The 13661-nt window shown below is 56.3% G+C and carries 11 protein-coding genes, 2 pseudogenes and 1 other annotated feature; of the genes and pseudogenes, 3 read left to right on the top strand and 10 right to left on the bottom strand.

Annotated elements, in window-relative coordinates; translation table 11 throughout:
• Positions 1 to 113 precede the first annotated feature (113 nt).
• Positions 114 to 848 carry a phosphoadenylyl-sulfate reductase gene (locus AC4ANE_RS11555; protein ID WP_002553025.1) on the top strand — a complete coding sequence of 245 codons (735 nt, stop codon included), beginning with the start codon at positions 114 to 116 and terminating at the stop codon, positions 846 to 848.
• Positions 849 to 939: 91 nt separating this feature from the next.
• Here the strand turns inward: AC4ANE_RS11555 and cysB are convergent, their stop codons facing one another.
• The 4 genes from cysB to AC4ANE_RS11535 all read right to left on the bottom strand — a co-directional run bounded on the left by cysB (position 940) and on the right by AC4ANE_RS11535 (position 4534).
• Complete coding sequence (cysB, locus tag AC4ANE_RS11550) at positions 940 to 1914, bottom strand: HTH-type transcriptional regulator CysB (RefSeq protein WP_002553024.1); 975 nt, start codon at positions 1912 to 1914, stop codon at positions 940 to 942.
• 159 nt (positions 1915 to 2073) lie between these two features.
• Positions 2074 to 2562 (bottom strand): universal stress protein, encoded by a 489-nt coding sequence (locus AC4ANE_RS11545; protein WP_002553023.1) that lies wholly within the window; start codon positions 2560 to 2562, stop codon positions 2074 to 2076.
• 76 nt (positions 2563 to 2638) lie between these two features.
• On the bottom strand, positions 2639 to 3559 hold the full coding sequence (locus AC4ANE_RS11540; protein ID WP_002553022.1) for a 5'-nucleotidase: 921 nt from the start codon (positions 3557 to 3559) through the stop codon (positions 2639 to 2641).
• A gap of 3 nt (positions 3560 to 3562) precedes the next feature.
• Positions 3563 to 4534 carry a putative 2-dehydropantoate 2-reductase gene (locus tag AC4ANE_RS11535; protein WP_002553021.1) on the bottom strand — a complete coding sequence of 324 codons (972 nt, stop codon included), beginning with the start codon at positions 4532 to 4534 and terminating at the stop codon, positions 3563 to 3565.
• Between the two features lie 243 nt (positions 4535 to 4777).
• Between AC4ANE_RS11535 and AC4ANE_RS11530 the strand changes: the two genes are divergently transcribed.
• A complete protein-coding gene (locus AC4ANE_RS11530; protein ID WP_002553020.1) occupies positions 4778 to 5854 on the top strand; it encodes a 3-deoxy-7-phosphoheptulonate synthase in 1077 nt (358 codons plus the stop codon).
• 85 nt (positions 5855 to 5939) lie between these two features.
• Here AC4ANE_RS11530 and AC4ANE_RS11525 read toward each other — a convergent pair whose 3' ends face one another.
• Positions 5940 to 6227 (bottom strand): GNAT family N-acetyltransferase, encoded by a 288-nt coding sequence (locus AC4ANE_RS11525; protein WP_002553019.1) that lies wholly within the window; start codon positions 6225 to 6227, stop codon positions 5940 to 5942.
• Positions 6228 to 6702: 475 nt separating this feature from the next.
• Here AC4ANE_RS11525 and oprI point away from each other — a divergent pair, with 475 nt between their 5' ends.
• A complete protein-coding gene (oprI, locus tag AC4ANE_RS11520; protein WP_002553018.1) occupies positions 6703 to 6954 on the top strand; it encodes an outer membrane lipoprotei OprI in 252 nt (83 codons plus the stop codon).
• 183 nt (positions 6955 to 7137) lie between these two features.
• Here oprI and AC4ANE_RS11515 read toward each other — a convergent pair.
• From AC4ANE_RS11515 to AC4ANE_RS11495, 5 genes and pseudogenes are all read right to left on the bottom strand, one after another.
• Positions 7138 to 8123: pseudogene (locus AC4ANE_RS11515) on the bottom strand (IS3 family transposase); the annotation flags it as partial.
• Positions 8124 to 8163: 40 nt separating this feature from the next.
• A protein-coding gene (locus AC4ANE_RS11510) for an IS3-like element IS51 family transposase (protein WP_095178853.1) occupies positions 8164 to 9386 on the bottom strand; the annotation gives its coding sequence in 2 pieces (ribosomal slippage) (positions 8164 to 9101 and positions 9101 to 9386; 1224 coding nt in all).
• Positions 8992 to 9108 (bottom strand) — a sequence feature (AL1L pseudoknot). (Overlaps the previous gene by 117 nt.)
• Positions 9387 to 9436: 50 nt before the next feature.
• A pseudogene (locus AC4ANE_RS11505) lies at positions 9437 to 9805 on the bottom strand (transposase); the annotation flags it as partial.
• Between the two features lie 414 nt (positions 9806 to 10219).
• Positions 10220 to 11571 (bottom strand): IS3 family transposase gene (locus AC4ANE_RS11500; RefSeq protein WP_095077641.1). Its coding sequence is split into 2 segments (ribosomal slippage): positions 10220 to 11112 and positions 11112 to 11571, totalling 1353 coding nucleotides; the frame shifts between segments, so codons are not numbered across the junction.
• A 439-nt stretch (positions 11572 to 12010) separates the two neighbouring features.
• Positions 12011 to 13386 (bottom strand): IS3 family transposase gene (locus tag AC4ANE_RS11495; RefSeq protein ID WP_095178871.1). Its coding sequence is split into 2 segments (ribosomal slippage): positions 12011 to 12915 and positions 12915 to 13386, totalling 1377 coding nucleotides; the frame shifts between segments, so codons are not numbered across the junction.
• Positions 13387 to 13661: the final 275 nt, after the last annotated feature.

Here is a 13661-nt window from a genome sequence, read left to right as displayed (position 1 = left end):
CAACGCAGGCAGCACTCTAGCCTCTGGTAACGGCCACTGAACAGCGGATTTTGTTACCATTGCCGCCATCACGAGCGCTTAAGCGCCACTCTTGCATTTTAGGAAGCTGCCTGATGAGCCAACCTTTCGACGTCGCTGAACTGGCGACGACCTATGCGAACAAGTCTGCCCAAGACATTCTGAAACTGGCCTTCGAACACTTCGGTGATGAACTATGGATCTCCTTCAGCGGCGCCGAAGACGTCGTGCTGGTAGACATGGCCTGGAAACTGAACAAAAACGTCAAGGTCTTCAGTCTCGACACCGGGCGCCTGCACCCGGAAACCTATCGCTTCATTGAACAGGTCCGTGACCACTACAAGATCGAGATCGAAATCATCTCGCCGGACCAGAGCAAGCTCGAACCCTTCGTCAAGGAAAAAGGCCTGTTCAGCTTTTACCGGGATGGTCATGGTGAATGCTGCGGCGTCCGCAAGATCGAGCCGCTGCGCCGCAAACTGTCTGGCGTCACAGCCTGGGCCACCGGCCAGCGCCGCGACCAGAGCCCTGGCACACGCAGCGCCGTTGCCGCACTGGAAATCGACAGCGCGTTCTCGACCGCCGAGCGCACCCTGTACAAATTCAACCCGTTGGCGCAGATGAGCAGCGAAGAAATCTGGGGCTACATCCGGATGCTGGAACTGCCCTACAACAGCCTGCACGAGCGTGGTTTCATCAGCATCGGCTGCGAACCCTGTACCCGCCCGGTATTGCCGAACCAGCACGAACGCGAAGGTCGCTGGTGGTGGGAAGAAGCCACGCAGAAGGAATGCGGGCTGCATGCAGGCAACCTGATAGCGCGCAACTGACGTTGCGAGCGGCAAGCCTCAAGCTGCGAGCCTCAAGTCAGAGCGCGTAAGGCTCTGGCTCCGGCTTGTAGCCAAAAGCTTGCCGCTGCTACTAGTGCACCGGCAGTTCGACGTTGGCAAACAGCTCTTCCATTTCCTGTTTGTTGTGGCACTGAATCGCCTTGGCCATGACTTCGCGGGTCAGGTGCGGGGCGAACTTTTCGATGAAATCGCACATAAAGCCACGCAGGAAGGTGCCGCGACGGAAAGCGATCTTGGTCACGCTGGACTCGAACAGGTCGCTGGCGTCCAGGACCACCAGATCGCTGTCGACCTCTTCGTCTACCGCCATCCTTGCAACAATGCCCACGCCCAGATTCAGTCTGACGTAGGTCTTGATCACGTCAGCATCCGCAGCCGTAAACACGACCTTGGGCACCAGTCCCCGATGACTGAACGCTTCATCGAGCTTGGAGCGGCCGGTAAAACCGAATACGTAAGTCACAATCGGGTACTCGGCCAGCAGCTCCAGGGTGAGCTTGGGCACCTTGGTCAACGGGTGGCCCTGTGGCACAACGACGCAACGGTTCCAGCGGTAGCACGGCATCATTACCAGATCGCTGAACTGCTCAAGCGCTTCGGTGGCAATAGCGAAATCGACCGTCCCGTCAGCGGCCATTTCGGCGATCTGCATTGGCGAGCCCTGATGCATGTGCAGGGCCACGTCAGGGTACTGCTTGATAAAATTACTGATAACCGACGGCAACGCATAACGCGCTTGGGTGTGAGTGGTTGCGATCGACAGTGTGCCCTTCTTCTCGTTGGAGAACTCCTGGGCAATCTGCTTGATGCTTTCGACCTTGCGCAGAATTTCGCCTGCGGTGGTGATAATCCGCTCGCCTGCGGGTGTCACACGCGTCAGGTGCTTGCCGCTACGGGCGAAAACCTCGACGCCCAGCTCGTCTTCAAGCAGACGAATCTGCTTGCTGATGCCGGGCTGGGAGGTGTAAAGGCTCTGGGCCGTCGCAGAAACGTTGAGGTCGTGGTGCGCCACTTCCCAAATGTAGCGCAGTTGTTGGAGCTTCATATGTATCCCTCAAAGCAGATAAACCCTATGGGTATCAGCGACGGTATATAACTGGATTAATGGTGAGACGAATAATTCTAGAACTTTTTATCACCTTTGTAAGGTGATCGCACGCTCGATTTCACTAAAACCACCAATTGAACCTTCCTCTCCCTACCCTCACTCCTTTTTCAACATCATCGGAACCATGTAGACCGGCACGTCGGAAAATTGCAGGACCCGGGCAGCCGTCCGGCCTATCGAGGTGCCCTCTTCTATCCTGCGACTGTGACTGCCCACCACCAGCAAATCCACCTCCAGCTTGTGCGCCTGCTCGATAATCACACTGGCAGGCTCTCCCTGAACGACACGCACCGTACGAATCAGGGAGAGGTCCGCGTGGCCGTCTCCCAGTTCTTCACGAAACCCGTCGAGCATTCGTTGCTCTATGGCGTCCAGAAACGTATTGACCCCCTTGCCGCGAAGCTCTTTCAAGGCCTCCTCGCCCAGATGGCTCTGCAGTACCGACTCGGCGAACAGGCCCATCGGCTCAACGACATGGATTACATACAGCCCTGCGTTGAACGTTCGAGCCAGCGCCAGCGCGTGCTGCGTTACATAAGGCGCGTACAGACCAAGGTCTGTGGCATACAGCATCGAACGAACCATACAACCTCCCGAACAACCGGAATGGCGGAGATTGACTCAGCGTAGTAGCGCATCATCGGCTGCGACGACAGACTTCTCAGCTGCCGTCGGCAAGCGGCGTTAATTCATTGCTGATGCCATGCGGAACATGTCCGGTTGCCACCACTTCACGCGCCTTTTCGCAGTGACCGGGCTGATCGTCGAAAAACACATCGGCGGCAAATGCCTCAAGAAAAGCCGACTTCTGCAAGCCGCCGAGAAACAACGACTCGTCGAGACGAATGTCCCATTCGCGCAAGGTGCGGATCACCCGTTCATGTGCGGGTGCAGAGCGGGCCGTGACCAGCGCGGTACGAATCGGGCAGCTCGCGTCGGGAAACTCGCGCTGCAATTGGTAGAGCGCGGCGAGAAACGGCTTGAAGGGGCCGCCACGCAACGGCTCGCGCGCCGACTCACGCTCGCTGGCCTGAAAGGCAGCCAGGCCGTCGCTCTGGTAAACCCGCTCCGATTCGTCGGAAAACAACACGGCGTCACCGTCGAACGCGATACGCAGCTCGGCGCTGGCTGCACGTCGCGCACCGCCTGAAAGGATGGTCGCCGCAGCAAAACCGGCATCCAGTGCGCTGCGCACATCCTCGGCGTGGGTCGACAAAAACAGATGGCAGCCAAACGCCGCCAGATAAGGATAAGGACTGCGTCCGCCTGCAAAGGCAGCACGACTGATGTCCAGGCCGTAATGCTGGATCGAGTTGAAGACCCGCAAGCCGGTATCGGCGCTGTTGCGCGACACCAGCACCACTTCCACGCGCGCCTTGTCCAGGCTGGCATTGAGGCTCAGAAGTTTTTCAACCAACGGGAAAGCGTCGCCCTGTTCGAGAATCTCATCCTCGTGCTCAATCTGATACTTGCGGTAGGCCTCCACGCCGTCGGCCATATACACCTCGTGGCTGTCGCGAAGATCGAACAGCGCCCGCGATGAAATCGCCAGGACCAGCTTATGGCCATCAGCCTCTTTCATGAATCATTCCTCGTTTGCCGAGCGGTTGGCACGGTCAATAAATGCCAGTGCCTGATAAAGCGCCCGCACGCGGGGCATGTCAAACCCTGCGGCAAGCGCGGCTGCGAGGGGCCGGGCGTAAATGGCTTCAAGCTCCAGTGGCCGCTTCTCGACCAGGTCGTGATACATGCTGGGCCTGTAGTCCGGCATGCTCTGGGTCACGGTAAACAGATGCTGCGCGAACCCCGGCGGCAAGGCATGACCACAGGCCTGGGCACCCTGCACCACTTCATCCATCAGCGCCTGGATCAATGCCTGACTGTCAGGGTCGGTCATCAATTGGCTGGTACTGGTATGCAACAAAGCCGACAGACCGTTGTAGGGCACATTCCAGACCAGCTTCTGCCAGCGGGCCTGCTGCAGATTAGCCATGACAGGGGCGTCGATGCCGGCCGTCTTGAACAGCGCCGCGCAGGCTTCGACGACCGCCATGCGGCTCGCTTCGTCGCCTGCCGGGCCGCTGTGATAGCCGATACTGACCGCGCCGAAGGCTTCATGAGCGACGACGCCGGGCGCAACCCGGTTGACGCAGACGAAACATAGCCCGCCCAATATATGCAGGCTGTCGGGCAGCACGCTGCGCAACTGATCTTCGACGGCCAGACCGTTCTGCAGCAGCAACACTTTGGCGTCCGGCGCAGCAGCCTGGCTGATGATCGGACCCAGCGCGGCGTTGCCGGTGCTCTTGGTGCCAACCAGCAACCAGTCGCAAGGCGGCATGTCAGCCGCCGAGCGATAGGCTTGAACGGGCTTGAGATGCAAGTCGCCATGCACGGCACTATTGACCTGCAACCCCTCGCGCGCCACCGCCTCAAACTCGCTGCGCAGCAGAAAATGCACGTCGTATCCGGCACGCGCCAGCATCAGCCCGTAAAAGCCGCCGATGGCACCGGTACCTATAACGCCGACACGCGGACGACGGGAATCAACACTCATGACCTCTCCCTTGGCTGTCAGGTTATTTCGGGCCATACACTATCCGTCGCAGCGGATTGTCTTGCAATACAGCAGCGCGGCCCGGCGGGCAGTTACCCGTAACCTGCCCGATACCTCGTTTACTTATTGTCGAACAGCGCGATAACGCGCTAAGGTTCGGCTCCCCGCTGCGCTCAAACCTGCTGGGCACCGCCGCACGGGGTACCGTTGGCGGCCAGTACCCGCGACCTGATGAGTAACACGATGGCTGATTTACCGATTGACGACCTTAACGTTGCCTCCAACGAGACTCTGATCACCCCGGATCAGCTCAAGCGCGACATCCCACTGACCGACGCCGCCCTGCACACCGTCAGCCAGGGCCGCGAGGTGATTCGCAACATCCTCGATGGCAATGATCACCGCCTGTTCATCGTGATCGGCCCCTGCTCGATCCACGACCTGAAGGCAGCCAAGGAATACGCCGAGCGCCTCAAGGCATTGGCGGCAGAAGTGTCCGACACGCTGTATCTGGTCATGCGCGTCTATTTCGAGAAGCCACGTACTACCGTGGGCTGGAAAGGCCTGATCAACGACCCATACCTGGATGACTCGTTCAAGATCCAGGATGGCCTGCACATCGGTCGCCAGTTGCTGCTGGACCTGGCTGAAATGGGCTTGCCAACCGCCACCGAAGCACTGGACCCGATCTCCCCGCAATATCTGCAGGACCTGATCAGCTGGTCGGCCATTGGCGCGCGCACCACCGAATCCCAGACTCACCGCGAGATGGCTTCCGGCCTGTCGTCGGCAGTCGGCTTCAAGAACGGCACCGACGGCGGTCTGACCGTTGCCATCAACGCCTTGCAATCGGTCTCGAGCCCGCACCGCTTCCTCGGTATCAATCAGGAAGGTGGCGTATCGATCGTGACCACCAAGGGCAATGCCTACGGCCATGTCGTACTGCGCGGCGGCAATGGCAAGCCCAACTATGATTCGGTCAGCGTCGCGCTGTGCGAACAGGCCCTTGACAAGTCCGGCATTCGCCCGAACATCATGGTCGACTGCAGCCACGCCAACTCCAACAAGGACCCGGCCCTGCAGCCGCTGGTGATGGAAAACGTCGCCAACCAGATTCTGGAAGGCAACGAATCGATCATCGGCCTGATGGTCGAGAGTCACTTGAACTGGGGCTGTCAGGCGATTCCGAAGGACCTGTCGGAATTGCAGTACGGCGTATCCATTACCGATGCCTGCATCGATTGGGAAAGCACTGAAAAAACCCTGCGCAGCATGCACGCGAAACTCAAGACTGTACTGCCCGCTCGCAAGCGCAAGTAACTGCCTGACCGATTAACCTGCAATAACGAAAACGCCGAGCATATGCTCGGCGTTTTTCATGCTGACGGTCAGTAAACTCGATGTATCAGAGCTTGGCCGCCTGGGACTGCAGGTCATGCAGTTCCATGTATCGCTCGACGTAAGAGCAGGACGGTATGACGGAGTAGCCCATGCTGCCTGCATAGTCCAGGGCCTCCTTGGTCAGGGCGGCGGCTATACCGCGTCCACGCAAGGCATCGGGCACAAAGGTCCGGTAGAAATCCAGCGTCTGCTTGCCGAGATCCATGTACGTCAGGTAGGCACGGTGGCCGTCGATAATGATTTCGAAATGGTGGCCGACTTCGTCATGGTGGATGGACAACGCCTCGCTCATCGCTACTCCTCGCGGGTCTTGGAATTTGCCCCCTACCTTACCGGTCTTTTTCAGGCGAAGGAACATCTACGCCGCCCAGTGTCTGTTTTCGACACCGGATAAGAACATTGCCGATCTCGACGTACATCACATTCAGATAGTAGGCACCATTGCCGGATATCCTCAAGCGCAGTCGGATTAAAAACGCCTGGAAATGCCCATGCACCGACCGACAGTCAGACATCCAAGGTTTTTGCAGATGTTCAAGCGAGTCCTGAGGAACCGCCGATACGGGCGGGGGGGTCCAGTGAAAGTGGATAGTTTTTGTACAGAACGCTTGAGAAGTAACGCGGAACACTTTCAAAGCAGGGAATTTTAGCAGCTTCTTGCGCTGGGTCCGTTTACTTACTACAAACAATGGGTACTATGTACGCCGGTCGTTTTCTCATTTTCGAGAGATGACTAATTTGAACAAAATTCCTTGAAGGTGAACACGATGAACAACGTTCTGAAATTCTCTGCTCTGGCTCTGGCCGCAGTTCTGGCTACCGGTTGCAGCAGCGTATCCAAAGAAACCGAAGCTCGTCTGACAGCTACCGAAGACGCAGCAGCTCGTTCGCAAGCACGTGCCGACGAAGCCTACCGCAAGGCTGACGAAGCTCTGGCTGCTGCTCAAAAAGCTCAGCAAACTGCTGACGAAGCCAACGAGCGCGCTCTGCGCATGCTGGACAAAGCTAGCCGCAAGTAATAATCCACCGGGATTATTGAAAGCCGATCCGGCAACGGGTCGGCTTTTTTTATGCCTGTTATCTGACTGGGTGATGGCTTACAGATTGGCACGATAGTGAGGTTCGACTCAGGCTACCTTTGTTATCCCAGGCACCTCTCGTTCCTCACGCTCCGTGAACTGCCCCCCAAAAGTTGGACGGTTTTAGCTTGCCGCCTGAGCCCTGTATTTTACGGGGCTTTGGCCGTTGAGCTTCAGCTTGATGCGGTCATGGTTGTAGTAGTGGATGTACTCATCCAGACCTGCTTTCAACTCATCGATGCTTTCAAACTGTTTCAGGTAGAAAAACTCGGATTTCAGTGTACCGAAAAAGCTTTCCATTGCCGCATTGTCCAGGCAGTTGCCCTTACGGGACATGCTTTGTTTGACGCCTCGTACCGATAGCTTATGGCGATACTGCGCGTGTTGATACTGCCAGCCCTGGTCCGAGTGCATCACAAGCTTCGGCTCGTCCTGCAACTGCTGAAGCGCCTTGTCCAGCATGCTGGTGACCAGCTCAAAGCTCGGCCTTGTCGACACTTCATACGCCACGATTTCACCGTTGTACAAGTCCATCACGGGTGAGAGATACAGCTTTCGATTGCCTACCTTGAACTCAGTCACATCGGTCACCCACTTCTGGTTCGGGCGTTGCGCGCTGAAATTGCGCTCCAGCAAATTCGGCGCAATGGTTCCGATTACGCCCTTATAGGAGCGGTATTTTTTGGGGCGCACCACTGATCGCAGGCCCAGTTCTGCCATCAGTCGTTCTACAACCTTCTTGTTGACCAAAATACCTGCAGTGCGAATGACCGCCGTGATACGCCGAGCGCCATAAAGGCCTTTCTCCTCGTGGTAAATGCTTTCGACTAACTGTTTCAAAGCAGCATAGGGATCGGGTCTGGATTGCACCTGAACCTGATAGTAAAACGTGCTGCGTGCCAAGCCCGCCAGCCTCAGCAGAGCGCAAAGCGGGAACCGGCCCCTCAGTTGCTTGATGCTCAGGGCTTTTTCGGTTGCCGTCGTTTCTGCTCCTTCAGCTCTTCCAACTTTTTTAGGTAAGCGTTCTCCATGCGCAGATATTCAAGCTCGCTCATCAACTGGTCGCGCGTCTTCTGCGTATCGTCGGCGGTTACTGGTTTGGCGGGATAATGAACCGCCCCGGGTTTCTCGGAGACCCTTTTGTTTGAGTCATGCCACCTGGGCAGACTCGGTGAGTTGCTGATAATAGATTGCTTCTGCTTCGACCGGTGGAATATGACCGATTGGCTCCAGCAGGCGGCGGTGATTGAACCAGTCCACCCATTTCAGGGTTTCCAGCTCCACCGCCCCCCGTGTGGGCCAAGAGCGTCGATGAATCACTTCAGCCTTGTAAAGACCATTGATGGTCTCAGCCAAAGCATTGTCGTAAGAGTCACCGACACTCCCGACCGATGGCTCAATACCGGCTTCGACAAGACGCTCGGTATAGCGAATGGACACGTACTGCACGCCACGGTCACTGTGGTGAATGAGTCCACCCTGCTTGACTGGGCGACGGGCGTAAAGGGCTTGCTCCAGTGCATCGAGTACAAAATCGGTACGCGCTGAACTGGACACCTTCCAACCGACGATGAATCGGGCAAAGACATCAATGATGAAGGCCACGTAAACAAAACCCTGCCAGGTACTGACGTAGGTAAAGTCCGATACCCATAGGGCGTTCGGGCACTCAGCCACAAACTGACGGTTGACATGATCCTGCGGGCACGGCCTGGCTTGGTCGCTGACCGTCGTCTTGACGGGCTTGCCGCGTACCACGCCTTGCAGGCCCAGCTCTCCCATCAGACGTTGCACCGTACAGCGGGCGACTTGCAGTCCGTCACGCAGCAATTGTCGCCAGACCTTGCGCACGCCATATACCTGGAAGTGCTCATCCCAGACTCGCTGGATGTGCTCACCCAGTTCCTGGTCACGCTGCGCACGCGCTGACTGCTGGCTGGGGTCAGCCTGCTGAGCAGCGTACCGGTAGTACGTCGACGGGGCGATTGGCAACACCTTGCAAATCGGCTCGACCCCGTAAGACTGGCGGTTTTCATCAATAAACGTCTTCATCGTTTGAATGGGCGGTCGAGCTCCGCCTGGGCAAAATAGGCTGAGGCCTTACGCAAGATCTCGTTAGCTTGACGCAACTGACGGTTCTCACGCTCCAAGAGCTTGACTCGCTCACGTTCGACTGTGCTCAGCCCATCACGCTGGCCGCTGTTGCGCTCAGATTGGCGAACCCACAGCCGTAATGTCTCGGGCGTGCAGCCGATCTTGGGGGCAATGGCACTGATGGTGGCCCACTGCGACTCGTACTCAGGAAGGTGTTCGAAAACCATCCTGATGGCCCGCTCACGGACCTCTGGGGAATACTTCGGTAGTTTTTTCATCGCTCCATCCTCTCAAAGGTTGGAGTCTCCGAGAAACCCGGGGCGGTTCAATAAGGCTTCTTTGGCATGGCGACAGGCTTTCTTCTGGCAGGAACATACGGGGCTGTACCGCTACTGTAATGCCGCTTTTCCCAAATGACTATTTGGCCGGGATCCCCGATACCAAAATGCGCAGCGGCCTGACGGAGCGATAGCTTGTGTTCACGCCTGTGCTCAAGCACTGAGCGCTTGAAAGCTTCGCTGTATCGAAGACCAGGCTTGCGATGGCCGGTGTGACCATGACTCTTGTAGTTAGCGACCCAGCGTCGAAGCAGGCTGAAATCGATCGAGAACTGGCGGGCTACCATACGAAAGCCCATGTTGTCTTCAAGATACGCTTTGACGACAGTGAGCTTGAACTGCTCTGAATACTTACCCATTTGAACACCCCCGTGAGGTCGGATTGGTGTCCAACTTCTTGGGGGCAGTTCACCGCGTGGGAATGCAGTTCGTGACGCTCCGCGTCACACAGCGGTTCTGCGACGTCAGGTGGATCGGGGTTCGACTCAGATCACCTTTGTTATCCCAAACGCCTCTCGTTCCTAACGCTCCGCGTGGGAATGCAGTTCGTGACGCTCTGCGTCACACGGCGGTTCTGCGACGTCAGGTGGATAGGGGTTCGACTCAGGTCACCTTTGTTATCCCAGACGCCGCTCGTTCCTCACGCTCCGCGTGGGAATGCAGTTCGTGACGCTCCGCGTCACACAGCGGTTCTGTGATGTCAGGTGCATCGGGGTTCGACTCAGGTCACCTTTGTTATCCCAGATGAACTGCCCCCCAAAAGTTGGACGGTTTTAGCTTGCCGCCTGAGCCCTGTATTTTACGGGGCTTTGGCCGTTGAGCTTCAGCTTGATGCGGTCATGGTTGTAGTAGTGGATGTACTCATCCAGACCTGCTTTCAACTCATCGATGCTTTCAAACTGTTTCAGGTAGAAAAACTCGGATTTCAGTGTACCGAAAAAGCTTTCCATTGCCGCATTGTCCAGGCAGTTGCCCTTACGGGACATGCTTTGTTTGACGCCTCGTACCGATAGCTTATGGCGATACTGCGCGTGTTGATACTGCCAGCCCTGGTCCGAGTGCATCACAAGCTTCGGCTCGTCCTGCAACTGCTGAAGCGCCTTGTCCAGCATGCTGGTGACCAGCTCAAAGCTCGGCCTTGTCGACACTTCATACGCCACGATTTCACCGTTGTACAAGTCCATCACGGGTGAGAGATACAGCTTTCGATTGCCTACCTTGAACTCAGTCACATCGGTCACCCACTTCTGGTTCGGGCGTTGCGCGCTGAAATTGCGCTCCAGCAAATTCGGCGCAATGGTTCCGATTACGCCCTTATAGGAGCGGTATTTTTTGGGGCGCACCACTGATCGCAGGCCCAGTTCTGCCATCAGTCGTTCTACAACCTTCTTGTTGACCAAAATACCTGCAGTGCGAATGACCGCCGTGATACGCCGAGCGCCATAAAGGCCTTTCTCCTCGTGGTAAATGCTTTCGACTAACTGTTTCAAAGCAGCATAGGGATCGGGTCTGGATTGCACCTGAACCTGATAGTAAAACGTGCTGCGTGCCAAGCCCGCCAGCCTCAGCAGAGCGCAAAGCGGGAACCGGCCCCTCAGTTGCTTGATGCTCAGGGCTTTTTCGGTTGCCGTCGTTTCTGCTCCTTCAGCTCTTCCAACTTTTTTAGGTAAGCGTTCTCCATGCGCAGATATTCAAGCTCGCTCATCAACTGGTCGCGCGTCTTCTGCGTATCGTCGGCGGTTACTGGTTTGGCGGGATAAGGCTTCTTTGGCATGGCGACAGGCTTTCTTCTGGCAGGAACATACGGGGCTGTACCGCTACTGTAATGCCGCTTTTCCCAAATGACTATTTGGCCGGGATCCCCGATACCAAAATGCGCAGCGGCCTGACGGAGCGATAGCTTGTGTTCACGCCTGTGCTCAAGCACTGAGCGCTTGAAAGCTTCGCTGTATCGAAGACCAGGCTTGCGATGGCCGGTGTGACCATGACTCTTGTAGTTAGCGACCCAGCGTCGAAGCAGGCTGAAATCGATCGAGAACTGGCGGGCTACCATACGAAAGCCCATGTTGTCTTCAAGATACGCTTTGACGACAGTGAGCTTGAACTGCTCTGAATACTTACCCATTTGAACACCCCCGTGAGGTCGGATTGGTGTCCAACTTCTTGGGGGCAGTTCACCGCGTGGGAATGCAGTCGTGACGCTCGCGTCACACAGCGGTTCTGTGATGTCAGGTGAACTGGTGTTCGACTCAGGTCACCTTTGTTATCCCAGACGCCTCTCGTTCCTCACGCTCCGCGTGGGAATGCAGTTCGTGACGCTCCACGTCACACAGCGGTTCTGCGATGTCAGGTGAACTGGTGTTCGACTCAGGTCACCTTTGTTATCCCGGACGCCGCTCGTTCCTCACGCTCCGCGTGGGAATGCAGTTCTTGACGCTCCGCGTCACAAAGCGGTTCTGCGATGTCAGGTGAACTGGTGTTCGACTCAGGTCACCTTTGTTATCCCGGACGCCGCTCGTTCCTCACGCTCTGGTATGCCCCCCGAAGGTTGGACAATTATCCACTTACGCTGCCTTGGCGGCCTGCATCCTGAATTCCACAGGACTCAGGCCGTTAAGCTTCAGTTTTATGCGTGAGTGATTGTAATACTCAATGTACTCTTCGATACCCGCTTGAAGCTCATCCAGATCGTTAAATTTGTTCAGGTAGAAAAATTCGGATTTCAGCGTGCTAAAAAAGCTCTCTATAGCCGCGTTGTCATAGCAGTTACCCTTGCGCGACATGCTGGCTGTGATCGAATTCTCATGGAGCAGTCGCTGGTAAATAGGCATCCGATATTGCCAGCCCTGGTCAGAATGCAAAATCGGCTTTTCATCCGGTCCAAGCCGCGTGAATGCTCCGTCAAGCATTTCGTCGACCATGGAGTACAGCGGGCGCCTGGCAATCGCATAGGAAATGATTTCGCCGTTGTACAAATCCATGATCGGCGACAGATAGAGTTTCTGGCCTCCTACTTTGAATTCGGTCACGTCGGTGGCCCATTTCTGGTTAAGGTATTGCGCTTTGAAATCACGCTTTAGCAGGTTAGGCGCGGCCTTACCTGTTTCGCCTTTGTAGAAACGGTATTTCTTCACGCGTATCAGGCTCTTCAGGCCTAGCTGCCCCATTAGTTTCTGCACCGTCTTGTGGTTCACAAGATGGCCCGCCCTGCGCAAGACTGCCGTGATGCGACGATAGCCATACCGGCCCTTATGCTCGTAGAACGTTGCCTGAATCAGGTCCTTCAGCCCTGCGTATTTGTCGTCTGCCAGCAGTACCTTTTGTTGATAGTAAAAAGTGCTGCGTGCCAGACCGGCAAACTTCAGCAGGCCGTCCAGAGAATGCAAAGGCCTCAGTTCTATTACGATTTGCGCTTTTTCTGCTGCGCTATTCGTTGCTTCTTCTGAACCAAGGCATCGAGCTTTTTTAGATAATCGACCTCCATCCGCAGTTGCTTCACCTCGGCAAGCAACTCGTCACGCGAACGCGATTCATCGTCGACTGGAGCGGAATTCACAGGGGGAAGGGTCGTCGTCATCTTTCTTGGGCGTCCAGCTTTCTCAGGGGGCTTTGAGGAGGCGTTAAGCGCACCTTCGTCAAAAAGGCGCTGCCATAGATTGATGATGCCGAACTGACGGATATCGAACAAGGCCGCTGTCTGGCGCAGTGATAATCGCTCATCATGCATGCGCTTCAAAACAGCTAGCTTGAACTCGTCACTGTAACGCTGCCGCTTTTTCTCTTTAAGAGCCGCTGGGCCGTGGATCTGATAAGCCGCGACCCACTGACGAAGACAGGAAAAGTCCACATCGTGGCGATGCGCAACATCCCTCAACCCTGCCTTGCCGGCACAATATTCTTTCACGGCTGCGAGTTTTGCCTGCACTGTATATTTACCCATGACGCCTCCAAAGGTTGCGTCCAACCTTCGGGGGTCATACCACTCCGCGTGGGAATGCAGTTCTTGACGCTCCGCGTCACACAGCGGTTCTGCGATGTCAGGTGAACTGGTGTTCGACTCAGGTCACCTTTGTTATCCCAGACGCCGCTCGTTCCTCACGCTCCGCGTGGGAATGCAGTTCTTGACGCTCCGCGTCACAAAGCGGTTCTGTGGTTTCAGGTGGATTGACGTTCGACTCAGGTCACCTTTTCGCCCCTCGGCGACTCACTTTGAGG

Source organism: Pseudomonas sp. Pme6b, from assembly GCF_058129925.1.
This window is presented reverse-complemented; position numbering and strand designations above follow the sequence as displayed.